General features: G+C 69.9%; 17 protein-coding genes. 14 read left to right on the top strand and 3 right to left on the bottom strand.

Going from position 1 to position 24353, the window contains the following annotated elements; translation table 11 throughout:
- Together BLS56_RS02890 and BLS56_RS02885 are read left to right on the top strand one after the other, a co-directional pair.
- Window positions 1-1620, top strand: a complete 1620-nt coding sequence (locus BLS56_RS02890) for a class I adenylate-forming enzyme family protein (protein ID WP_091447899.1) — start codon at window positions 1-3, stop codon at window positions 1618-1620.
- Window positions 1617-3167, top strand: a complete 1551-nt coding sequence (locus BLS56_RS02885) for a phosphopantetheine-binding protein (RefSeq protein WP_228771299.1) — start codon at window positions 1617-1619, stop codon at window positions 3165-3167. Before BLS56_RS02890 ends, BLS56_RS02885 begins: the two co-directional genes overlap by 4 nt.
- A gap of 54 nt (window positions 3168-3221) precedes the next feature.
- Here BLS56_RS02885 and BLS56_RS02880 read toward each other — a convergent pair whose 3' ends face one another.
- Complete coding sequence (locus BLS56_RS02880) at window positions 3222-3980, bottom strand: AfsR/SARP family transcriptional regulator (protein WP_139190479.1); 759 nt, start codon at window positions 3978-3980, stop codon at window positions 3222-3224.
- 557 nt (window positions 3981-4537) lie between these two features.
- Between BLS56_RS02880 and BLS56_RS02875 the strand changes: the two genes are divergently transcribed.
- Together BLS56_RS02875 and BLS56_RS02870 are read left to right on the top strand one after the other, a co-directional pair.
- On the top strand, window positions 4538-4855 hold the full coding sequence (locus BLS56_RS02875) for a hypothetical protein (RefSeq protein ID WP_228771298.1): 318 nt from the start codon (window positions 4538-4540) through the stop codon (window positions 4853-4855).
- 103 nt (window positions 4856-4958) lie between these two features.
- Window positions 4959-6182, top strand: coding sequence for a cytochrome P450 (locus BLS56_RS02870; RefSeq protein ID WP_091447896.1), 1224 nt, complete (start codon window positions 4959-4961; stop codon window positions 6180-6182).
- A gap of 57 nt (window positions 6183-6239) precedes the next feature.
- Here the strand turns inward: BLS56_RS02870 and BLS56_RS02865 are convergent, their stop codons facing one another.
- Window positions 6240-7454, bottom strand: a complete 1215-nt coding sequence (locus BLS56_RS02865; RefSeq protein ID WP_091447895.1) for an MFS transporter — start codon at window positions 7452-7454, stop codon at window positions 6240-6242.
- 110 nt (window positions 7455-7564) lie between these two features.
- Here BLS56_RS02865 and BLS56_RS02860 point away from each other — a divergent pair, with 110 nt between their 5' ends.
- Window positions 7565-8305, top strand: a complete 741-nt coding sequence (locus BLS56_RS02860) for a hypothetical protein (protein ID WP_139190478.1) — start codon at window positions 7565-7567, stop codon at window positions 8303-8305.
- Window positions 8306-8429: 124 nt separating this feature from the next.
- A complete protein-coding gene (locus BLS56_RS30350; protein WP_139190477.1) occupies window positions 8430-8693 on the top strand; it encodes a hypothetical protein in 264 nt (87 codons plus the stop codon).
- Between the two features lie 1274 nt (window positions 8694-9967).
- On the opposite strand, the gene BLS56_RS31195 is transcribed toward BLS56_RS30350, so the two are convergent.
- A complete protein-coding gene (locus tag BLS56_RS31195; RefSeq protein ID WP_091447889.1) occupies window positions 9968-11245 on the bottom strand; it encodes a hypothetical protein in 1278 nt (425 codons plus the stop codon).
- A 132-nt stretch (window positions 11246-11377) separates the two neighbouring features.
- Between BLS56_RS31195 and BLS56_RS30345 the strand changes: the two genes are divergently transcribed.
- The 8 genes from BLS56_RS30345 to BLS56_RS02810 all read left to right on the top strand — a co-directional run bounded on the left by BLS56_RS30345 (window position 11378) and on the right by BLS56_RS02810 (window position 24322).
- Window positions 11378-14989 (top strand): CdiA C-terminal domain-containing protein, encoded by a 3612-nt coding sequence (locus BLS56_RS30345; RefSeq protein ID WP_175482632.1) that lies wholly within the window; start codon window positions 11378-11380, stop codon window positions 14987-14989.
- Window positions 14986-15432, top strand: a complete 447-nt coding sequence (locus BLS56_RS02840) for a hypothetical protein (RefSeq protein ID WP_091447885.1) — start codon at window positions 14986-14988, stop codon at window positions 15430-15432. The genes BLS56_RS30345 and BLS56_RS02840 overlap by 4 nt, the downstream gene beginning before the upstream one ends.
- A gap of 45 nt (window positions 15433-15477) precedes the next feature.
- Entirely contained in the window at window positions 15478-16932 is a 1455-nt protein-coding gene (locus BLS56_RS02835) for a TNT domain-containing protein (RefSeq protein WP_139190475.1), read from the top strand.
- Window positions 16933-16945: 13 nt separating this feature from the next.
- Window positions 16946-17404, top strand: a complete 459-nt coding sequence (locus BLS56_RS02830; protein WP_091447883.1) for a SitI3 family protein — start codon at window positions 16946-16948, stop codon at window positions 17402-17404.
- Between the two features lie 16 nt (window positions 17405-17420).
- Window positions 17421-20057, top strand: a complete 2637-nt coding sequence (locus BLS56_RS02825) for a hypothetical protein (RefSeq protein ID WP_139190474.1) — start codon at window positions 17421-17423, stop codon at window positions 20055-20057.
- A gap of 487 nt (window positions 20058-20544) precedes the next feature.
- Window positions 20545-21933 (top strand): methyltransferase domain-containing protein, encoded by a 1389-nt coding sequence (locus tag BLS56_RS02820; RefSeq protein WP_091447879.1) that lies wholly within the window; start codon window positions 20545-20547, stop codon window positions 21931-21933.
- Window positions 21930-23102: a GNAT family N-acetyltransferase gene (locus BLS56_RS02815; protein WP_091447877.1), complete on the top strand. Its 1173-nt coding sequence runs from the start codon at window positions 21930-21932 to the stop codon at window positions 23100-23102. The genes BLS56_RS02820 and BLS56_RS02815 overlap by 4 nt, the downstream gene beginning before the upstream one ends.
- Window positions 23099-24322 carry an MFS transporter gene (locus BLS56_RS02810; protein ID WP_091447876.1) on the top strand — a complete coding sequence of 408 codons (1224 nt, stop codon included), beginning with the start codon at window positions 23099-23101 and terminating at the stop codon, window positions 24320-24322. The genes BLS56_RS02815 and BLS56_RS02810 overlap by 4 nt, the downstream gene beginning before the upstream one ends.
- Window positions 24323-24353 lie beyond the last annotated feature (31 nt).

The raw sequence follows: 24353 nt of genomic DNA, 5'->3' as shown, positions 1-24353 counted from the left end.
ATGACCGCCGGAAAGCCGCTCGCCGAGCCGACGACGACGGTCGCGAAGGCGACGGCCGCCGAGACGGTCGCGGTGGAGACGACGGGCGCGCGGACTGTGGGCGCCGCGACGGCAGGTGCGGAAGCGTCGGGCGCGGCGACGGCGGCGCTGCCGCGGACCGCGGGCGGGGTCGCCGGGATTCTGGACTACGCTGCGCGGCGCGCCCCGGACGCCTCCGCGGTCCGCGACGCGACTGGGGCGTGGACCTACGCCGACCTGCGCAGCGCGGCCCGGGCCGTGGCGCGCTCGCTGGCAGCGGCCGGGGTGCGGCCCGGCGACCGGGTGGCGCTGTGCTCGCGGAACCGGCGCGAGCTTGCCGCGGTGGTGTTCGGCGTGCTGCGCGCGGGCGCGGTGCTGGTGCCGCTGAGCCCGCACCTGCCGCCCGCCGCGCTGGCCGCCGTGGTCGCCGACGCCGAGCCCGCCGCGCTGGTCGCGCCCGCCGCCGCGCGGCCGGACGTGCTGTGCCCGGTGCTGTCGCTGGAAGAAGCGGTCGCGGGCGACGGGCCGGACGCGCCTGCCGAGATCGCGGGCGCGGACACCGCCATGCTGATCTACACCTCGGGCAGCACCGCGGCGCCCAAGGGCGTGGTGTGCCCGCACTCGGCGGTGGAGTTCGCCGCGGCCGCCATTGCCGCTCGACTGTCCTATCGGGACACAGATGTGGTGCTGGTCGGCTCGCCGATGTCCTTCGACTACGGCCTCTACCAGGTGTTGCTGGCCGCGCTGGCGGGCGCGGAACTCGTGCTCGCCGACGCCGACGACCCCATCGGGATGCTCAAGACACTGCGCGAGACGCGGGCCACCGTCCTGCCGACCGTCCCGTCGACCGCGCGGATGCTGGCGAAGCTGGCCCGCCGCGGCGCGGTTCCCCACCACGTGCGGATGTTCACCAACACCGGGGCAGCGCTGACCGCGGCCGACATCGCCGAGTTGCGCGCGGTGTTTCCCCACGCGGCGATCGTGGCCATGTACGGGATCACCGAGTGCAAGCGGGTCACCATCGCCGAGCCGGACATCGACCGGCGCAAGCCCGGCTCGGTCGGCACCGCGCTGCCCGGCACCGAGATCCGCGTCCTCGGCGACGACGGCGAACCCGTTGCGGCGGGCGAGGTCGGCGAGATCACCGTGCTCGGCCCGCACGTGATGGCGGGCTACCGGGGCGCGCCCGAGCTCACCGCGCAGCGCTACGACACCGACCCCGCCACCGGCGCGCGCAGGCTGCGGACCGGCGACTACGGCCACCTCGACGCCGACGGCCACCTCTACTTCCACGGCCGCCGCGACGACCAGTTCAAGCGCCGCGGCGTGCGGGCCAGCCTGGTCGAGGTCGAGGCGGCCGCCGCGCGGGTCGATGGCGTCACCGCCGCGGCCGCGCTGCCCCCGGAGGGGGAGTGGGACCTGGACCTGGTCGTGGTGTCCGACCGCGACGGCGACGCCGTCCTGGCCGACCTGGCGGCCCTGCTGGAACCGGCGAAGGTGCCTGCGCGGTGCCACCGGATCGACGAGTTTCCCTTGACGGCCAATGGAAAAACCGACAAGAAGCGGCTGCGCGCGCTGCTGCGGACGGGGAGCCCCCAGTGATCGACGCCGAGCGGGCGGCCGCGCTCATCGCGGACTACGGAAGCCCGATGTACGTCTACGACCTCGACCGGGTGCGGCGGGCGCTGTCCGACCTGCGCGACACGGTGCCCGCGGGCGCGACGGTGCTGTACTCGCTGAAGGCGAACCCGCACATCGACCTGGTCCGGACGCTGCTGGCGGGCGGGTGCCAGGCGGAGGTGTCCTCGTCCGGCGAACTCGCGACCGCGCTGGCCGCTGGCGCCGACCCGGCGGAGATGTTCTACACCGGGCCGGGAAAGACCGCGGTCGAGGTGCGGACGGCGATCGCCGCGGGCGTCGGGACGTTCAGCGTCGAGTCGCTGGTCGACCTGGAGCGGGTCGCCGAGGCGGCCCGGTCGCTGGGGCGGGTGGTCGACTGCGCGCTGCGGGTCAACGGGGCCGACGCGCCCGGCGGCGCCGGGATGCGGATGACCGGCGAGGCCTCGCAGTTCGGCGCCGACGTCGAGGTGCTGCTGTCGCTGCGGGACGCGCTGCGCGCGGTTTCCGGGGTGCGGCTGGCCGGATTCCACTTCTTCCCGCTGACCAACGCCTACGACGAGCACAGCCTCGTCGCCGAGATGCGCGGGTCGATCGCCACGGCGGCGACGCTGGCCGAGGCGCTGGGCATCGAGGTGCGCGTGCTCGACCTGGGCGGCGGTTTCGGCTGCCCGTTCGCCAAGGAGGGCGAGCGGCCCCGGTATCCGGGGCTGCGGGAGCCGGTGACGGCGGCGCTGGACGAGCGCTTCCCCGCGTGGCGCTCCGGCGGGACCCGGGTGTTCTTCGAGAGCGGGCGGCACCTGGTGGGCGACAGCGGGACTCTGCTGTGCACGGTCAGCGACGTCAAGGACAGCCGGGGGAGCCGGTTCGCCGTCCTGGACACCGGGATCAACCACCTCGGCGGGCTGTCCGGCATCGGGCGGCTGCTGCCGCTTTCCGCGACCGCCCTGCCGTTCCCCGCCGGTGGCGGCGATGACTCGCCCGCGGTGAAGACCCGGCTGGTGGGGCCGCTGTGCACACCCGCGGACACGCTCGGGCGGGGCGCCGCCGACGTGCCGCCGGTCCGGGTGGGACAGACGCTGGCGATCCCCAACGTGGGCGCCTATGGGGCCACCGCCAGCCTGATCGGGTTCCTCAGCAGGCCGGGGGCGGCCGAGGTCGTCGTCAGCGGCGGGTCGGTCGTGTCCGCCTCTCGGCTGTGTCTGGTTCGGGAACCGATCGCGAAGCCTGTGAAGTCTGTGGAGCCTGGGAAGTCAGTGGAAGCTGTGGAGTCTGTGGAGGCTGCGATGGAGACCGCTGTGTGGGATGAACGGTTCGCGGCTGTGCTGACCGAGGCGCTGCCGCGGCTGTCGCCGGTGCGCGCCGACGCCAGCCTGCGCGCGGCCGGGCTGGACTCGCTGGCCCTGGTGGACCTGTTGGTGCGCCTGGAAGAGGCCTACGACGTGACGATCTCCGACGACGACCTGAGCCAGGAGGCGTTCGCCACCCCCGCGTCCCTGTGGGGCGTCGTGTCGGCCGCCCTCGCCCGCTGAGCCGCCGAGCCGGGTTGGCCGCACGGCGCTGTGCGGCCGGTCCGGCCCGCGTCCCTAGGACACCGCCACGTCGGCCATGGGCCGGTCCAGGGCCGGGTCGGCGGACAGGACCGCCTGGTGGAGTTGCTGGATCGGCCTGCACGGCTCGACCCCCAGCTCGTCGCGCAGCCGCCGCCGCAGCCTGCGGAAGCAGTTGAGCGCGTCGGCCTGGCGTTCCGACCGGTAGAAGGCCAGCATGAGCTGCCGGTAGAACGTCTCCCGCAGCGGGTAGTCGTGGACGAGGCGGATCAGCTCGGCGATGACGGCCCGGTGCCTGCCCAGCAGCAGATCGATCTCCAGCCGCAGTTCCAGCGCCGCCACGTACTCCTCGTCCAGGCAGGTGGCGTACACGCCGAGCATCGGGCCCTCGGTGAGACCAGCGATCGCCGGGCCGCGCCAGAGCCCGAGAGCCTGGCGGACGGCGTGGTCCGCGGTGCGCAGGTCGCCGCTGTCCAGCAGCGTCCGCGCCTGGGTGAGCAGGGCGTCGAACTCGTGCTGGTCGAGTTCGGCCCCGCCGAGCCGCAGCAGATAGCCCGGACCCTCGGTCACGATCGTGGCCTGGCGGTCCGGGGCGGTGCTCTCGGACAGGCGGTGGCGCAGCTGCGCCATGTAGACGTGCAGCGCGCCGCGGACCTTGGCAGGCGGCTGGTCGCCCCAGATCTCGGTGATCAGACTCTGGGTGGACACCACCTCGTCCACCCGCGACAGCAGCGCGGCGAGCAAGATTCGCTTCTTGCTCGCACTGGGTAAGAGAGAACTTCTCGTTCCGTTCACGCAGACGTCCACCACCGAAAGTGGACCCAGAACCTCGAACCGCACGCATACCCCCTGTGTGGCGTCCTGTGGTTGTTGTCGGCTATTTATCCTTACACGACTCGGCCGGTCGGCGAATGGTCGTCCCAGATTTCCGCTTACCGTTACCTCCTTGTTCCGCGAATGGTCCCCTGGTTGGTCTGAATGGGCGAAAGGGTAGTGGATGCAACCCCTATCACCCCTGTTCACCAGGGGCTTCAGGCGTGGTTAAGCGGGGCTTTGGTCCCAGTGTCAGCGCTGCCTTGGCCGCCCTGCCTAGTATGGGCGGCGACCGCGAGGTGGTGCGTAAAAATATCGAATATATCGCTCGGCTTTCCGATCATGCGGCCACTTGGGCGCCCGCTTCGCGATTGCGCTTTCCCGGAATTCCTCCGCGCGGGTGACCGCGCGGGCGTTATGCCGCCGTCCGCTGATGGTGCTCCGGCTCTCGGTGCTCTACCGTGTCCCGCGCGGCGCGGAAACCGAACCCGCGCGGCATCTCCCTGTCTCCCTTTTCCGACTACCGCCGGAGTGCATCCGTGACCGATCTCGCGCACCGCCGCCGCCACCCGGGCTGGCTGGCCCTGGCCGGGTTCTGCGTCGTCTTCGCCGCGTTCGAGGCCGTCAAGCACCGCGGCTGGGTCATCCCCGCCGCCGCGGTCGGCGCCGCCCTGCCGTTCGTGCCGGTCACGGTGCTGCGGCACTGGGCGCCGCCCACCGCGGTGCTGGTCGCGTTCACCGTCCTGCCGGAGACCAACACCCAGGCCGCGCCCGGCTTCACCCTCGGCCTGGCCTGGCTGGCGCACGTCGCGATCCAGCGCGGCACGCGGTCGCGCGCCACCGCCGCACAGCGGTGACCAGCAACGAAAAACAGGGGCATAGCGGCACATAAGCCACGGCTCAGCCTGCCCGGGAACGATGGAGCGGCCAGACTCCGCGCGAGCCCAGGAGAGCTGAAACATGGACGCCGAGACCGCCGTCGACACCCCCACGACCGGCTGCCCGAGGCACTACCCGTTCCACCGCCCCTCGGCGACGGAGCTGCCGCCGGTCTACGCCGAGTTGCGCGAGCAGGACCCGGTCGCCCAAGTCGTGCTGCCCAGCGGCGACCTCGGCTACATCGTCAGCCGCTACGACGACGCCAAGCTCGTGCTCGCCGACCCGAGGTTCAGCCGGGCCGCCATGGTCGCCGAGGGCGCGCCCAAGCTCACCGCGGCCCCGATGCCGCCGAACAGCCTGTTCTCCACCGACCCGCCCGAGCACAGCAGGCTGCGCAAGCTCGTCATGGGCGAGTTCACCGCCCGCCGGGTCCGCGACCTCGAACCGCGCATCCAGGAGCTCACCGACGCGCTGCTCGACGAGATGGCCAAGGCGGACGACCAGCGGACCGACCTCAACGCGGCGCTGGCGTTCCCGCTGCCCGTCCAGGTGATCTGCGAGCTGCTCGGCGTGCCGTTCGCGGACCGGGAGAAGTTCCGCCAGTGGTCCAACGCGATCGTCGCGCTCACCACCCTCACCGCCGAGGAGATGGTGCGACAGCGCATGGAGATGGCTGGCTACATCCACGAGCTGATCACCCGCCGCCGCGAGGAGCCGGGCGACGACCTGCTCAGCGCGCTCATCAGCGCCCACGACGAGCGCGACGCCCTCGACCACGCCGAGCTGATCGTGATGGCCATGACCATCCTGGTGGCCGGTCACGAGACGACGGTCAGCATGATCGGCGCCTGCGTGCTGACCCTGCTGCGCAGCCCGGAGCACCTGGCCCGGGTCCTGGAGAACCCCGACGCCGTCGGGGACTTCGTCCCGGAACTGCTGCGGGTCAACCCGATCGGCGACGGCGGCCCGATGCGGATCACCCTGACCGACGTGGAGATCGCGGGCACGGTGATCCCCAAGGGCAGTGCCGTGCTGGCCGCGGTCTGCTCGGCCAACCGCGACCCCGAGGTGTTCGAGCGGGGCGAGGAGTTCTACCCCGACCGGGCGCAGAACCCGCACCTGGCGTTCGGTTTCGGCATCCACCACTGCCTCGGCGCGGCGCTGGCGATCGCGGAGCTGCGGATCACGATCAGCAGCCTGTTCCGCCGGTTCCCGACGCTGCGGCTGGACACCGACGTGGCGAACCTGCGGATGAAGCAGGGAATGCTGGTGCACGGCCTGGAATCCCTGCCTGTCGCCTGGTGAGCGCGACGACAGCGGCCCCGGACCACGCGTCCGGGGCCGCCGTCGTGGTAGGGAAAACTAGGCCACGGAACGGATCCGCAGCACCAGCGCGCCGCCCGCGATGGCGACCAGGCCCGTCACCACATACAGGCCCGGGTAGCCCGCCACCGCGAGCACCGGCACGGCCAGGGCGGGCGCGAGGATCTGCGGGGCCGCCGCGGCGATGGCGAACACGCCCAGGTCCCGGCCCGTGTCCTCGGCCGACGGGAGCACCGAGGCGATCACCGCCAAGTCGACCGCGAGGAACGCGCCGAAGCCGACGCCGACCACCGCCGCCGCGCCGATCGCGACCGGCCACAGTGGAGCGACGGCCATCGCCAGGGCGCCGATCCCCATGAACAGCCCACCCGCGGCGACGAACGCGCGGCGGCGGCCCGCCCGGTCGGACCAGCGGCCCGCCGCCAGCGCGGAAGCCATGGCGCACAAGACCGTCACCGCGGTGATCACCAGAGCCGCCCGCCGCGGGTCGGCGACGCGCATCTCGTCGCCCAGGTAATACAAGAGGTACTGGGTGATCAGGGCGAAGCCGAGCATCACCAGGAACCGGCTCGCCCAGGCGAACCCCAGATCCGCGGTCCAGCGCGCCCGCGCCCGCGTCGCCCGAGGGGGAGCCTCATCGGTGGCCTCGTGCCGCCCGCCGAGGAACGGCAGCACCGACACCGCCGCGACGACCGCGCAGGCCACATAGCCCGCGGCGAGGCCGACCACCAACCGGTTCACCAGCACGGTGCCCAGCAGCGCCCCGAGCATCTGCGTCATCCCGGCCCACCCGGCGACCATCCCCAACTGCGGCCGCGGTACCCGGTCCGGGATCGTCGCGACCAACCCGGCCTGCACCGCAGCCAACCCAAGCTGCGTGACGACCCAGCCCGCCAGCATCGACGCGGCGCCGTCCGCGCCCGCCAACCCCAGCAGGCCCGCCGCCGCGACCAGCGTCCCGCCCGCCACCCACGGCCTGCGCCTGCCGAAGCGGGACCGGGTCCGGTCGCTCACCGCGCCCAGCAGCGGAACCGCCACCGCGGTCACCGCCGCGCCGACGCCGAGCGCCAAGCCGAGCAGCGCCTCCTTCTCGGCGGGGGCGAACACCTCCGCCTGCCGGGCAAGCTGCACCTGCGCGGGAGTCAGGAACGCCAGCCACATTCCAGTGCTGGCCACGACGTAACGCGCGGTCCAGCCGCGCCCCACGGGCGGGCGGACATCGGGGGCCTGCGCCGCTGTCACGGTGTGGGTCATGGGGCCACGATCGGGTAACGCGCCTAAGTTCCGCTGAAGCACCGACGCTGGGATGGCCGTCCGGTGAACGTCCCCGCGCGCACCCCACGGCCCGCGCCGGAGCCGACATCATGAAGGCGACTAGACCGACCAGAGAGGACGTCGTGGTCCACAGCGCGCAGAACACAGACAGAAGACAGAACACTGATGGCAAACAGAACCCCGCTGCCCGCGTCGCCCCGGTGCTGCTCGCCGTCGCCGGGCTGCTGTTCGCCGCCTACCCGGCGACCCGCCCCTACCGCGACGAGACGACACTGGACGGCGCGGCCGCCATGTCGTCGACGGCGTGGACGCTCGCGCACACCGCCGCGATGATCGGCTTCATCCTGCTTCCGTTGGCGCTGCTGGGTTTACGCGCCGCGGTAGGCGGCACCCGAGGCGAGGGCCCCGCGGCCGCGGCCTTCGTCACCGCCCTGCTCGGCGCCGGGCTGACCCTGCCCTACTACGGCGGCGAGACCTTCGGCATCAAGGCGGTCAGCGACCTGGCCACCCAGCACGCCGATCCGACCATGCTCACCCAGACCGAGACGGTCCGCCTGGACCCGGCCCCCGCGGCGTTCTTCCTCGGCGGGATGCTCCTGCTCGCCGCGGCCGGGGTGCTGACCGCGCTGGCGCTGAACCGGTCGGGCCGCTTCCCGGCCTGGGCGGCGCTTCCGTTCGCGGCCGGGCTGGTCCTGTTCATCCCGCAGTTCTTCGGCCCGGCCGCCGCCCGCGTCGGCCACGGCCTCCTGCTCGCCGTGGGCTGCTGGGTCCTGGCGTGGGCGCTGTCGCGGGTCAAGGCAGCGCCCCGCGCCATCCAGCACAGAGAGTGACCCCGACCACGGCAGGCGCCCCTTAGCCCAACCGCTGTCCACCTGCTTGCGCCATTCGCCTCCGACGGCCGTGGTCGATATGACACCCTGTCCCAGACCGTGGTGGTTGGACAGCGGAGGATCAGTGAGAACGCCCGAAGAGCGGACGCGCGAGGCCGCGGTGACACCCGCGAACCCCGAGCCCCCCACGCTCACGGGCGGTGACGAGGCCCCGGCCGCCCGGCCGGTGGCCAAGATCGGCTCAGCGATGAGCGCGATTGTCCCGACAACGACCACTACCGCCGTGGAATCGGGTCCGCGGACCCGATTCCCCAAGACCGCCGTCGTCCGCGGTTCGCGCACCCGTGTCCCCAAGCCCGTCGAGGCTTCGTCGCCTGCGAAGGCGTGATGGTCAAGCACAAGGATCGCGGCGGTTCCCCGTCCTCGCACAGCGGTGGCGACCAGTCCCCGAGCAGTGGCCGCACCCCGTCCACCACCGGCGGCGCGGGCCCTGGCGGCGGTGGCGTCGGAATGCACGCCGACGCCGTCGAGTCCCTGGGCGGCCGGATCGCCCAGCGCGGCGACCAGCTCCGGTCCGGGGTGCTGGCCAAGCTGAACATCAACGCCAGCGCCGACAGCGCGGGCGTCTTCGGCCAAGTCGCCATGCGCCAAGCCGACAGCGCCATCGCCACCGCCCGCACCGGAGCCGACAAGGCAGCCACCGCCGCCGACGACGCGGGCGCCAAAACCAAGGCAACCGCCCAGGCCACCCGAGGCACCGACGACTCAGCGGCGTCCCGCATGAAAGGCGTGGAAAGCCAGACCGGCAAGAGCACCCCCACCGTCACCGGCGGCGGTGCGACCACGGGAGCAGGCGGCCAGTCCGCCACCGCCAACCGCCCCAGCCCCACCCCGACGGTCCAGAACACCCCCAACACGCCAACCGCCGCGGGCCAGGCCAGCCCAGCCCCAGGAAAGATCGCCACCTCCAGCACTCCCACCGGCAACGGCTCCGGACCGTCCTCCCGCCCAAGCACCCCACAGACCGGCGGCCCCACCCCAACCCAGCCCAGCCAGGCCACCCCCCACCAGCCCCGCCCCACCACCCCCAGCGGCCAGCCCGCCGCCACCCAACAGCCCCACCCGTCTCAGCCCCCCACCGCGGGCCAGTCCCGCTCCCCAGCCGGAGGGCAGCAAGCAGCCACCTCCCCCACGCGCGGCGGCACGTCCTCCACCGGCGGCCAACCCCGACAGGGCAACACACCCCCCACCACGGCAGGCGGCCAACCCGCGCGCGGAACATCCTCCGCAGGCGGCGTTCCCCCCACCACGGGTGGCCAGCAGGGCCGAAGCGCATCGGCCGCTGGTGCGCCGCTTGCCGGCGGTGGGCAGCAGGGCCGAAGTGCGTCTGCGGGTGGCGCGCCGCTGGCTTCGGGTGGTGGGCAGCAGGGTCGGGACGGAGCGTCTGCGGGTGGTGCGCCGCCTGCTTCGGGTGGGCAGCAGGGGCGAAGCGCGTCGACCGGTGGTGGACCGCTCGCCCCGGGTGGTGGGCAGCAAGGTCGGGACCAGTCGGCCGCGGGTGGTGTCGCACCCAATGCCAGTGGCGGTCAGCAGGGGACGCGTGCACCGTCGGCGGGTGGCGCGCCGCTCGCCACGGGCGGTGGGCGACCTGATCGGGACGGTTCACCCGCAGGGGCTGTGCCACCCCCTTCGGCAGGCCGGGAGGGGCCGCCACTGGGTGGTGCGCAGGCCGCCGGAAATGGGCAACACAGCCGAGGTGTGCCGTCTGTGGGCGGTGGAGTGCCCCCCACGCAGGGTGGGGGAACACCGTCGGCGGGTGGCGCGCCGCTCGCCGCGACCGGGGGCCAACCCGGCCGGGGCACGTCGTCCGCGGCAGGTATGCCGCCGGTCGCAGGCGGTGCTCAGCAGGGCCGAGGCGTCCCACAGCCACCCGCGTACCTCCCGCCGCCTGCCGCCAGCCAACGGTCCGGCATCGACCAGAGCAGGCAGACGGGCTACGGCCACCAGCCCGGACAGGGGGCGCCACACCGCACCCAGCCCTACGGCGCCCACCCGCCCGCCGCGAGCCCGGCCGGTCAGCCTGGTTTCGCCGGTCACCCGCCAGTCCAGCCACCGCCGTTCGCCGGACACCAGCAGCCCGCTGGTTATCCGCTGAATCCGGGTAACCACCCCCAGTCGGCGCCCCCACCGCACCCCGGCCGACCCCAGCAGCACCCGCCCCTGCCCGATCGCGCAGTGGCGCCGCCGCCCCAGAGTGGAACGCCGTACGCCGGGAACCAGCCCGGCCACAGCCGAACCACGGCGCAGGCCCCCGCCGGTTTCCACCAAGGTCAGCCCCCACCCCAGCAGGGTGTCCCGCCGCAACCCGTCGGCCTGCCACACCACCCCGACCCGCGGGCAGGCGGCTTCCCCCCGAACGGCCAACCAGACCACCGCGGCCACACGCCCCAGCAGCAGTACCGGAACCAGCAGCAGCCTGGTGGGCAATACCCCAGTCAGCCGAACCAGCAGTCCCCCACCGGGCAGCAGGCAGGCCAGCACTGGAGCCAGCCGCAGGGGAATCGGCACCAGCAGACCCCCACCGGTCAGCAGCGAGGTCCGCAGCCGCCCACTGGGCAGCACACCGGTCAGCGACAGCCAAGCCAGCAGCCACCGGCGGGTCAGTATCGGAACCAGCAACCGCCTGCCGGTCCGCAGGGGAATCAGCGGTATCAGGGCCAGCAGCCGCCCACTGGGCCGTACGGGAACCACAGCCAGCAACCGCCCACCAGGCAGCAGGCGGGCCAACACCAGCCCAACGGGCAGCGCCCGAGCAGGCACGACACCGGCCAACCGCGCCCCCAGCAGCCAGGCCACCCGCCGCACGGCCAGGTCCCCGCTCCCGGAGCACCGCGACGAGACATTCCCGGCCAGCGCGCACCCTTTGGCCTGCCTGGCCACGGCACCCGCCCCGGCGCCGGCTTCCGCCCGGACAACACGCGGCCGCCGCGTCAACCGGGAACGCCCGGCACCCATCCCGACCGAACCGGCCAGGGTCGCGACGCGCGGGCCGCCAAGGACACCTTGCCCCCGGTGGCCTTGGAACGGGCCGATTTGAGCCCGGCCGCCACCGGCGTGAAAAAGCTCTACTACCGGGATGTCGTGGCGTGGATGCGCGCCAACAATATTCTCTGGCGGGGCGACAGCCGTTCACCGGAGGAGATCAGCGAAGCCCAGGGATTCAGGCCGCACAACGTCAACGACATGAATATTCCTAACCATGTCGGTGACACACACAAAGAACGCGGCCCCACGGGCTACGGTTATGTCAGCACCTCAACCGAGCAAAAGGTTGGTGTTGATCGCAGCCTCGGTGGCGGATTCCTTTACAGGGTCAGGGCTCCCGGTGGAATCCTCACTGATCCGACCATGGCGGCAGCGGGCGGTCAAGGCCGAGGAGAAAATGAGGTCCTGTTCCCAGGAGGGATCGACTGGAAATATGTCGAGGGCTGGCACAAGGTCACCTATGAATCGCCGGACGGATTCGTCGTCGGCGAGTTCGTGCCCAATCCCGACTTTATCGGCCACAAACTGCCCCGGGACTTCTTCAACGAGCCAGCGCCGGAGCACATCGGCCCGGACGGTGCTCCGGTCGACCGCGCGACCCTACCGCTGCTGAGCGGACGGCTGCACGAACTCCCGTACCAGTACGAGCATCTTCACAAGTATCGGCAGAATGCCTACGCCACCCCTGCTGGAATGTCCATTTTCTCTTCTGAGCGAGAAGATAGAAATGCTGGGCCCACGGCGAACGTCGTCAAGGAGATTCCTGGAACTTTTGTCGTCGATATGCACACGGGGCCAGACGGGGCCAAGATCGGCAAGGACGCGCTGACCGCTGATGAAGTGGGCGAACTCATCCTCGCCAACCCGGACTGGAAGAAGCCCACGCCGATCACCCTGTTCGGCTGTGATTCAGGCGCGTTGCCCGATGGTTTCGCCGCCCAGTTGTCCGCGAAGATCGGCGTCGAGGTGCACGCCCCCACGACTGGAATGTGGGTGGATAACAACGGAAACGCCTTTGCCACTTCCGGTCATAAAACCTACGATGGTGGTTACACGGCGGGGTGGCCGCCAAACGGGGATTGGCGCACTTTCAGTCCGGACGGCACCGTTGTGGAACGGCCAGGTCCTTATCCGCCGGGGCACACTCCGTCGTGGGGCGACAGCGTGCCTGGCAGCGCTCCGAAAACAGCCGTCTATCGTGGGTTCGAGCATGGTCCGGCTCCGGAGGACGGCATCGATATCCGTGCCGCCAAGCCCGACGGCCACACTCGACCCTCCGGCGAATCCGACCCGGACGCCCTGCCCCAGGGCCCATCGGCGCGGGCGCTCGACCACCAGGACGCGGGCACGCGGCGCTCACTCGCACGGGATAATGAGTCAGCGGCGATTCTGGCGCAGGCCGGATATCGCGTCGAGCAGAGCGCGGTCTTGGCCGGTCCGAAGAATCCGGATCTACTCATCGAAGGCAAGGCCTTCGACAATTACGCGCCCAGCGGAGACAAGCCGGCGAACATCGCCTCGGAAATCCAGCGGAAGGTCGAGCGCGGCCAGGCCGACCGCGTCGTCCTCAATGTGAGCGATAGCGCCGTCGACCTCGACAAGATGCGCGCCCAGCTCAACGACTGGCCGATCGCCGGGCTCAAGGAAGTCCTCGTCATCGACAAGAATGGCGAGATAACCGAGTTCTACTCGTCGGAAACGGCTGAATCGGCCCCTGCGACGGATGAGTCCGCCGACCCGGACCGGTCGGACGACTCGCAGCCGGAGGGCTACCTCGACGATCGCCCGGATGCCGACAGCGGCCCCGCGCCGGAGGACGACGAGCAGGCAGGCGACGAGCCGCAGGCAGGCCCGGACAGCCTGCCCGACGATCTCCGCCAGATTTACGACCACAGCACAGAGACCCCGGCGGGCCGTGCCTTCTACGGCCCGGACGACTCCGGGATGCGGTGGGCGGCGAACACGGTCATCCCCGACCCCGACCGGTACACCGTCGACGTCCACGCGAACGCGAACCACGCCGTGGTCGACGGCAAGCAGGTCACGCCGTCGCAGTTGGCGGCCATGGTCATGGCCGACCCGAATTACCAGCGCGGGCAGGCCGTTCGCCTGGTCGCCTGCGAGGCGGGACGCGACCCGGACGGTTTCGCCGCGCGGCTGGCCAGGGAACTCGGCGCGGACGTGCTCGCGTCCGACAAAAAGGTGTCCACCGGCTCCAACGCCAGGCCGCTGGCCACCGACACCTACATCGACCGGGACGGCAAGCCCCGCAGGACGGCGCCGCCCAATGGCCGTTGGCACACGTTCCATCCCGACGGCACGCGCACCGAATCCACCGGCGCTGACGGCTATCCGCCCCAGACGTCCACCCCGCACACCCCGCCCTCGGACGCCGCCGGGGAACGCCGAGACAGCCCCCACTTGCGACGCGACCCCGAAGCCGTCGACGTCCGGTCCACCACCGACGATCCGAACAGAGCCGACGAAACCACCCCCCAGTCCGACGACGACCGCCCCCCGTCGTCGGATGAGGACCCGGCCAACCGGCCACGCCCCGCGAACACCCTCGGCGACCTCCCGACAGCCGACGAGATCAAGGACTACCTGAGGCGCGAGAGCGTCCAGGACACCATCGCGCGGGCGAACGAGATCCAAACCACGGTCAAGGTCGACGGCCAGGAAATCCGGGTCGGCGACGCCATCGCCAAGATGCTGCCCCGGCACCCCGAAATGGTCCGGATGCTGCGCGAGGTCGGCTTCCTGGAAAACTCGCTGCTGACCCGCCCCGAAGCCCTGTGCAACCTCCTACGACACCCCAAGGCAATCGACGTCCTGGAAGACTGCGTCAACGAGGTCCGCAGCCACCCCGACGGCCCCCTGGCCCTCGCCGAAAAATACGAGAGCGACCCGAAACCCCCACCCGCCGTTCTCGAACCGAGCCAGGCGGAACTCTCGACCCGGACACGCGATCTAGTAAAGACGCTTGACGACGGCAGTTATCTGCAGCCCGCGTTCGATGACCTACCGGTGGATCATCCCGATTACCGAGATGAGTACCTGAACAAGTTGTATCGGGACTGGGAAACGAAGCAGGCGATGCTTCATGAGTTCGCCGCCGCGGTGGCAGCGGCGACCGGAGGAGACGCGTACTCCCGAAAAGAGCCAAAGAGTAAGATTCGCGCGAAAGACAAGCTTGGCGGTAAGGATCCCAGCAAGCTGGTCGACTTGGTTGGGTCGAAGATCCAATACGATTCTGTTGGTGAAGCTTATCGTGGGCTGTCCGCGGTAGTCGAAATGTCCGAACGTGACGACTCCAAAATCAAGGTCGTCGCGTTCGATGATCGGTTTGCCGCCCCACAGTCCAGCGGGTATCGTGACCTGCAGATGAGTGTTATTCTTAATTTGGGCAACGGTGAGCGTCATGTCGCCGAACTGAGGCTCCACTTGAAGTCCATTGATGAGGTCGCCGATTACGAGCACGCGCTGTTTGAAGTCCGCCGTGACTTCAAAGCGTTGGCCGCAGCCGAGGGGCGCGCGAACACAGCCGATGAGCGCGCCTTGATCGGTGCCATCCTGAATGTCGAACGGCTGCGGTTCGGGTACGCGTTCAAGGTCGGAAAAGGAAGTGTGCCGCAATGAGTGACGATATCGGACTTCCCATGTACTGGGAGTACCACGGCACTGCCTTCAAGCTGGAAGCCGGGCCGGAAGGGGAATGGGTGGGCTCGCTTCTCAACCCGGAAACGGGGTTGTTTGACAGGGACGACCGCCCGACTCTTGATTGTCTGTTCGCCACCACCACCAGTTACATCACCACGAAGCCGTTCGAGGAGTTCGTGTGGACATCTGAAAGGGTGAGATCGTACCACCTGACGGGTGATGGGCCGATATTCGCGCTGTATGACACGATCAAAGCCATCAGAGGGCAAGCCGAGGCCGAGAATCGGCGGTTGACCGGCGAAGAATTGGCCATGGTCAAATCTATCTATCGTCGGACGTTCACGATGTGGGAAGAGGAGCAGAAGCGACGCGAGGCTGGAGAGCCGCCGTCGTTCGAGGTGCGTCAGCTTCGGCCGTTTTGAAAGGATGAGTGCCGACCCCGGTGGGGGAGAGGCGCGAAGGTGGTCATGGAACGCCAGGAACCGTTGGATTCGCTCCAGCAACAGAATGTTCAGCAGCAGATCGCGGCGCTGCTGGTGGCCGGGCTGCCCGAGGGGTGGGAGCGGCTCGATGTGGAGTTTCGGGCGGTGGGGAACCACAGCGAGCTGAGTTGGCAGGCGTACGGGGCCAATGGTGTGCTGCTTTCCTGGAAGCCGCCCGCCCAGCTCGGCGCGGCGTTCGCCCGGCTTCGGGAGGCCATGCGGGCCCCGGGGGCGGGCAGCTGGTTCTCCGTGCTGTTCCGGCTCAAGCCGCCCGGTGACTACGAATCGTCGTTCAACTACAACGACGTGCCGCGCTGGCGCGATGAGCCCAGTGCCGCTGATTACGCGCTCGACCGGGACCTTTTTCCCCGGGACGCGGCGCGGACGCCGGAGTGGTTCAGCAGGCGAATCGAGGTGCTGCGCCGCAGGCAGTTCCGGGAAGCGCGGGTGTTCGACGCGCTGCCCACGGACATGCGGCCGGTGGTCGACCGGGCGCCGGTGCCCGCGGACGAGATCACGCCGGTTCTCAACTATCTTGAGAACGCGCCTTTCGTCCTTGTCGAACGTGGGTTCGAGGTGGACCTGATCGACGGCTCGCAAGGCCCTCCGGCCGCGCTCCGCACCGATGGGACCTGGATTTGGTCGACGGACGTGGCGTATTACCTGCGCAAGCACGGTATCCCCCCGGAACCGGACCTCGTCGCGCATATCCGACAGCAGGACTTCACCGTTCCCGCTGTCGATGAGGAAACCGTGCTGCACGCGGAAGCCGCCGTCACCGGGGTGGAGAAGGTCCAGCAGCTTGTCGAGTTTCGTTTCGACTACCAGGATGAGGTCCAGCTCGACAACCTGCGTCGGCGGCTCAACGAATACGGTGTCTCGCCCAACGCCTACCTGATCCGCAAACACGCCGACCTCTTCTGGTGCTTGGAACGCGTCGAGGCAGGTTGGCAAGTCGCCTACTACAAAGACGGGCAGCCAGTCGACCCGGTCGTCCACGAGAAATTCGCCACCGCGGCGGAGCACCTTCTCGGCAAGTTGCTCATCGACCCGGAGCGGGCCAGGGCCCGGGCCCCGAAGATCCGCCAGACCCAGGCCGTGCTGGACGACTGGCCGATCCAGCCCAGCGGTGGCGAGCCTCCGCTCACGCTGTACGCGGACAAGCGCATGATCGTGCTCGTCCCCGGCACCTACCTGGTGCGTTACGGTTCGCCTGCCGGAAACCTGACTTTCGCCGAGGGCACCGAGTTTCCCGCCACGTCCCTGCGCCAGGACTGGGCGGCCAGAGGACCCCGGAAGTACCGGGTGCAGCGGCCGCTGCAGGTGCTCACCGGCACCACGGTGCCCTGGCACGACCAGCCCGGCGGCGGAACCGCCTACCTGCTCCCACGTTCGGTCGACCAGCACCTGGGCGCGGGCAGCCTCGCCGAAGCCCAGTAGCCCGAGGATCACCATGGCCATCTCTTACAGTCTCGACATCGCCGCGACCGGGACGGCTGACGAGGTCGCGCGGGAGTTCCGCGACATGCTGAGCGAAGAAGACCACATGTCAATCGAGTCCAATGAGTGGTGGACCCGACACGCGCTCAAGATTCAGGTGCTGCCGGACAACCCTCCCGCCTGGAATCCCATTGTGACCGACCTGGGTTTTACCCCGTCGGTGTCGGTCGGGTTCCGGATGGCCAAGATGATCGATATCGCGCCGCAGCAGGACGACATGGTTCGCCTGGCGATCGGACTCCTGGGCCGCGTTCCCGGCGACGCCGTTCTGCATTCCGAGTTCGACCAGATCTGGCTGCTGCGCCGAGGCCGGGAACTGCTCCTGAGCGACCGGGACGACATCTGGCCACTGCACCGGCTCGCCCTGGCGCCGAGACCGTGTCGCAGAGCCGCACTGACTTTCGCAGACTGACGTGGACGGGACTGACATGACGACGAACATCGCGGTGTACGGCGACCAGGCCTACCCGTTCGAGCACGGCCCCGGCACGACCGCGTACCTGCCCCACGACCCCGCGGCCCCGCTGCACCCGGCCAACCCGGTGGTGGAACTGCCGGACGGCCGCCTGGTGGAACAGTTCCCGCTCTCGAAGCTGGAGTCGGTCTTCACGCTGGAAGTCTTCCAGCTTATGGATAAGCCGCTGAAACCTGATGAGCCGTTCCGGCGGGTTGTCCCACCGGAAATGGTGGACACGGGGGACCCGCAGACCGGCTACCTGGCTCCGGACGCGGAGACCAAGCTGGTCCAGGTCCGAAAGGCACCTCCGCCAGAGCGCAGGCGTCCGCACCTGTTCCCGCATGGCCTTCGCGGGGACGACACCATGCGGTGCGACCCGCAACCGGTGATTGATGCCGCCCACGCGGCGATCACCGCTCTGGCCCCGCCCAATTGGACGGCGCTGACGCTCGAGTGCGTGGCGACGATGCGGCGCATTGAAGTGGCAGCCACAGTCGCCTTTGTCAATGGCGAGGTCCGGTCGTGGGTGCCGCCTGCCATGGTGAGCCAGTGGCTGCACCGTATGCGGATGCGCGAATACAAGACCACCGTTGGCGTGTGGACCAGGTTGGCCTTGGAGTTCACCCCCGACGTCCCAGTGGTCACGCTCACCCGGGGATCAGCGGAAAAACTCGAATTTCTGCTGTCCTCGACTGTTCCCGACTACCACGACCGTTTGGAACTGGTCTGGGACGAGCTTCGCCTTTTGCCGACTATGCCACAGTGCATACATCCGAGGATGCTCGAAGATGTCATGCAGCTCGCCAGTATGCGCAACGCGGGTCAGATGTACGCGGCCGCTCATGACGAGGTGCCGCCGCCGGACCCAGGTGGGCGAACCGAAGCCGTGCGGCTCTTCGACGGAGTGGACTCCGCTGGCAAGCCGGTGTGGTACCGGCCGCGGGTGGGCTACAAGGAGCAGGACGCCGTCGTGCACTACCTTGAGCAGGCGCCGTTGGTTCTGTGGTCGCGTGGGATGACGAACGACGTGATCGCCGAGCAGGATGAGCCGACTGTCCCCTTGGGATTTCACACCGACGGCCGGTGGGTGTGGCCCAGCGCGGTGGCCTATTACCTGCGTGAGCACGGCATCCCGCCGGTGCTGGAACTGGTCGACCATATTCGGCAGAACCGCTACCAGCTTCCCGACGAGATCCCGCGGATCGCGCTGAGCCGGGCGGACGCGGTGGCGAAGGGGATTCCCTGGGACGAGTCCAGTGTGGACCAGGAGTTCGCCGATGCCATGAACCCGGTGTACGACACGATCGCGCGCTGCCAGACCAGTCCGCGGTTCTACTCGCTGGGGGAGCACAAGAACCCGGCGTGGTGTCTGGTGCGTGACGGAGACTGGTATTCCGTCTACTGGGCCGACGCGGAAGGCCTGGTGTACTCGCGGATGCGGTTCGGCGATGTCCGCAACGCCGCCGCGTACCTGATCGGGCAGTTGGAGTCCGGGAAGAGTTCTCTGGGGTGGGGGGCCGACGAGGAGATCCCGTGGTGGCAGTCGCCGACGGCGTCGCTGTCGGACGTGGACCCGCCGCTTTCCGACTTCCCCACGGTCATGTCGACGCGGGTGACGGATCTTGCCGTGTCGCGGTATGGCGCGATGGACGGCAATATGGTTTTCGCTCTCGACACGCCGCCCGAGCAGTGCGGGTATTCCTCTGAACAGGGGGAATTGGCGCACCACCGATACGTGCTCACGGGCGAGTGGTGGGTGATGACCGGCGTGTCGGCCGCTGGTGGGCGGATGTATCTGCTTCCCGGGTCGGTCATCGACCACCTGAGGTCAGGATTCCTGGAGGAAATCGCCGACGAGCGTGCCCCGGGCGTCGGAATCGGGCAGCCCGCCGCGGGCGATGGACAGTTCACCCCGGGGAACGGTCGGCCCGTGGCCGCAGCGCCCGAAGCAGGCGGCAGCCAGTCCACCCCGGGGAACGCGGGGCCAGTTCCGGACAATCCGGCCGCGGAAGGGGAGACCGGCCCGAACGCCGAGCCGCCCCTTCCGGAAGGGCACCCGGGGCTGCCGCCGGTCACCGACGCCGCGCGGGCAGAGGCGCGCAGGTTCGCCGGTGGCTGGCTGTGGTGCGCCGACCCGGACATCCACCCCGGATACATCGACGGCGCGCCGGACTTCACCCTGCTCGGCGCCTACAAGGTCGACGACGAGGGCAACCTGACCGGGGAGAAGTTCATCAACGATACCTACCGGCCTGGTCCGACGGCGCGGGGTTTCCCCGAGGCGCACTCGGAGTTCGAGTTCGTGCTCAACTACATCGCCGCCGGGTGGCTGCCGCAGGAGCGGATTCTTTCCACCGTCCTGGAAAACGACGTCATCGTGGAAACCGACGGCACCGGCGGCCTGCGCGTCGGAGTCCACCAGAATGGCACCCGGTTCCTGGTCGTCTGGTCGTCGCCGCAGCTTGTGCCGCAGTCCGCGCAGGCGCCGAGGGCGGTTCCGGGGCGCTCGCTGCTCCCGGTGCTGGCAGGCACGACCGTCGTGGTCAATCCGGACGCCGTGATGGGCATCGAAATCCCGGGCGACGACCTCATCGCCGCCGCCCGCTGACACGTCCGCTTTCCGTCGCCCGGATATCGCCGCGCCGCGATATCCGGGCGATTTGGCGTCGAGGCGCCGCCAATGATCATGATCGCGCACCACCTGGTGTTGTCGGCGGTCGGCGGACCAAGATCGAGATATCTGGTGGCGTGGAGACCCGCTTGCTGCCAATGGGTGAAAATGCCGCTGTCGCCTTCGCTGTGAGCTGCGATTTTGCCCTAAAGAGCGTCACCCTGTGCGATGTGTCACCTTCCAGCCGTCCGGACTCGCAGGTAGTTTCCAAAGCGGTAACGGGGGCTCTCTGCCGCTGCCCGGCCGCTGTCGATGGGGTTCGACGGCGCGTGTAGTCCGGGGTGGGGATTCAGGGATATCAAAGGGGGAACAGCCATGTCCGGGTGTGTCGCCGTGTCCTAGCGGTGTGGGGAAGAGCGATGCCGAATCGGTTTGTTCGCCGAATCGTGGCCAAGGCGCAACGCGCAGGTATAGGGGTATTAACTTGTCGGAAAACCAGGCGCTGCACGACTTGGGCAGCCTGATCGACCTCGCCCGCTCGCGGCGGGTCGACGTGTGGGAGCCGTGGCTGGCCAGGGAAGAGGACGACGGGCGGACGCGCGCCCACGCGCTCCTGCGCCTTCTGCACCACGGTGAGTCCGTGCCTGCCGCATCGGTCGACGGCGCGACGGTGCTCTCGCTGGTCCAGGCTGGTGTCTGCGAGGTGAACGGCGCCTTGTTGACACCGGCCAGGTTCCGCGTCACCGCCTTCCGCGGCCTGGTCGTCGCGGCGGACCGCGACTACGGGACCGGCGGGGACGACGTGCACGTCGGCAACGACTCGCTCCGCTACACCGCCGCGGTGCTGAACGCCGCGCCGCGCGGGCGGGTGCTCGACATCGGGTGCGGCTCGGGAATCGCCATGCTGGCCGCGGCCCGCACCGCGGACGAAGTGCTCGGAGTGGACATTCTGGACAGTGCGATGGCGGCGACCCGGGCCTCGGTCGCGCTCACCGGCCCGGCTGTCGGATGCCAGGCGATGCCGGGGAAGTTCCAGGATCTGGATATCGACGGCATCGACTGCGTCACGGCCAATCTGCCCGGCGTGCCGGTTCCGCCCGGCCTGGCCTATCCCGCCGCGGGCGCGGCGGGGGCGGATGGTCTGGACCTCATCCGCGCGTTCTGGGAGTGGTTCGCGGCGCGGTCCTCCGCGCGGCGGCTGGTGATGCGGTTCCAGTCTCTGGGCAGCGCGGCCGCGCCATCGGCGCTGCGGGAACTCGACCACATCCTGCCCAGCGGCGCCGATGTCACCGTCGTGACAGACTCGTCCGTGCCGGTGGTGGTGCGCAACGCCATCACCGCTGTGCGCGCCGCCCAACTCAACCCGGGGCGCACACTGTCCGAGGTGCTCGGTCTCCTGCAACGGGAATGCCTCGACCGGGGCGAAAACTATTACCACTGCTCGACTCTGTACGTGACGCGCGCGGGTTCCGGGGCCAGGAACCATCTTCCGTGCGGGGTTGACCACAAGCCGGACAGCCGCTACCGGGCGGGCACGGAGACGATCTCGGACGCGGGGGTCATGCTGGCTGCGGCGAACCGCCTGCGCGAGATGCCGGACGAGTTCTGGTCGGTGGACGGCGAGCGGACCATGAAATTGCTGGCGGACGACCTGGCCGAGGTGCGCGCGGAGTTGCGGAGCGGGACCAGTCCGGCGGAACTGGCCGAGAAGATGGGCGGCCCGGAGTCCCCGCTGCGGCAGGCCGCGCTGTGTCTGGCGGTGTCGCTGGTCGCCAGCGTCCTGCGCGAACGGAATGTGTTGGAACTTCGAGACGACGAGCCGACGGCGTCCGCCGGGTTCGGCTCGGTGTGGAAGTCGGTGCGCAAGCCATGACGGGAGCCTGGGAAGTGGTCGACTCGATCGACCAGGTGGCCGCCGCCGAATGGAACCGGGTGGTCTCCGGGGCGGGCGGGTCGGTTTTCCACAGCCACGAATGGCTCAGCTCCTATGAGAAGGCACCGCCCGCGCCGATGTTCGCCGCACGGCACCTGCTCTGGCGGCGCGACGGGGAAATCCGGGCGGTGGCGCCGATGTACGAGGTGGCCGAGGACCCGCACTACACCGGTTACGGTCCCGACTACGGGTTTGACCACGACATCCTCCGCACGCGGATGCTGGTGGGGCACTCCTGGTACTCGTACTTCAACGGGATCTGCTCGCTGGACCCGGCGGATATGGTCGCGCCCGGCCTGGTGGAGACCATGAGCGAGGTCGCGGAAGACCTGGGCAGCCCGCTCTACGGGTTTCCCGGCATCCCCGAAGGCGACCCGCTGTGCGGGGAACTCGCGGCGCGCGGGTTCACGCCGATGTACACCGAGGCCACCAGCGGCGTCGACTTCGTCGGCTCGGCGGACGAGCACGTGGCCGGGCTGCGGCCCAAGGTGCGCCGCGAGTTCGGCAGGCTGGTGCGCAAGGCCGAGTCGCTGGGCGTGCGGGTGAGCTTCGACATCGAGCCGGACCACCTCACGCGGTTCGCCAAGCTGGTGGAGGACGTCTGCGCCCGGCACGGCGTGCCGTCGATCAACCCGCCGGAGAGCCTGCGGAGCATCTTCACGCACCTGCGTGACCAGGTGCACTTCGCCACGGTGTGGAAGGACGACACGCTGCTCGGCGGTTTCGTGCTGCTGCACCACGATTCGACGCTCTACGCCTGGATCGCTGGCCTGAACTACGAGCACCACAAGGAATACGGCACCTACTACCTGCTCTACGCCCACACGCTGCGCCTGGCCGAGCGGCTGGGCGCGCGCCGGATCGAGATGGGCCGCAGCATGTACGGATTCAAGGTGCGCATGGGTTTCCATCCGCGTCTGCTGGTGTCCTGGTTCCGGGCGGGCACCGAGGCTGGGGCGGCGATCCTGGGTGAGGGCGCGGTCGTGCTGGGCCGCGCGGCCCGCACCCGGGAGCGGATCGCCGAGGCGTACCAGGCGAACAAGGACGTTCCGCCCGACGATGTCCTCGGCGCGCCCCGGTTCGCCGCGGCCGCGGCGGTGCTCGGGTGAGCGCTTGGTGGCGGCGGTGGCGGACCGCGCTGCTGGCCGGACTCGTGCTCGGCGTGCTTTTCGGCGTGGTGGAAGGCTTTTCCATCTTCTACACCGCGTTCGTGGTCGACCTGCGGCTGGACGCGGCCGACGCGTCCGGCATGTACGCGACCTATTTGCTGGCCAGCCTCGTGGCCGCGCCCGCGGCGGGCCGGGTGGTCGCGCGGGTCGGCGCGCGGCGGGTCATCGCGGTCATGTTCCCCGCCTTCGCGGTGGCGGTCTCCGCGTGCGCGGTGCTGGAAAGCCTGTGGCAGTTCTACCTGATCTACGTGCTGGTGCTGGCCACCGCGACGACCATGCTCGTGGTCGCGAGCCAGGTCCTGATCACCGCTTCCTACGACCGGGACCGAGGCAAGGCGACCGGGATCGCGTACGCCTGCCTCGGCATCGGTGACTTCGTGCTGTTCACCGTCTTGGGTTCGGTGGTGCAGGAGTTCGGCTGGCGCTCCGGCTATCTGGTCGGCGGGGGGTTCGCGCTGCTGGGCGCCGCGGTGTTCGTCTGGATGAGCCGGGGCGTCGGCGAGGCCGCGCCGGAGCGGGCGGCCGAGCCCGCGGTGGAGGCCGAGGAGCGGCCGCGCAAGCTGCCGTTGGCCAATCCCGTGCTGTGGCTGGCTTGCGCCGCCGCGTTGACAGCCAGCGTGACCGACTTCTTCACCTTCCAGACGATCGTTCCTTACCTGGCTTCGGAAGGCTGGGGGACGTCGTTGTCCGGCTTCCTGCTCGGGCTGACCGGGTTGAGCTACGCGGCCGGGCAGCTGGCGGGCGGGGCCATTTCCGACCGCTGGTCGCGGGAGCTGGTCGCGGCGGGCGGCGCCGCGGTGTTCGTGGTCGGGCTGGTCGTGCTGTGGGTGCTGCCCGCCCTGCCGCTGCTGGTGGGCACGATCGTGCTGCTCGGGTTCGCGGTGGGCGCGATCGTCGGCTGCCGTGTCGCCGCGGTGGGCGACCTGTTCGCGGGCCCGGGACTGAGCCGGGTGACCGGTCTCGTGCAGGTCGCCAGCGCGATCGGCTCGGCGTTCGCGACCTGGCTCGGCGGCCTGAGCTATTCGCTCAACGGCGACTACGCGCTGAGCTTCGTCGTCGCGGGCTGCTGCGCGGGCGTGTGGGTCGTGACGCTCACGCTGGCCGCGCCGCGCCGAGCCCGGCGGGAAAGTCTCAGGAGGACAGAGCCTGCCGTCGTCTAGCTACCGAGTCGGCAAACCTGAGGGGATCGCG

Source organism: Actinokineospora iranica, assembly GCF_900101685.1.
In the GTDB taxonomy this organism is placed as follows: domain Bacteria; phylum Actinomycetota; class Actinomycetes; order Mycobacteriales; family Pseudonocardiaceae; genus Actinokineospora; species Actinokineospora iranica.
The sequence above is the reverse complement of the archived record's forward strand: the minus strand, read 5'-3'. Positions and strand labels throughout refer to the sequence as shown.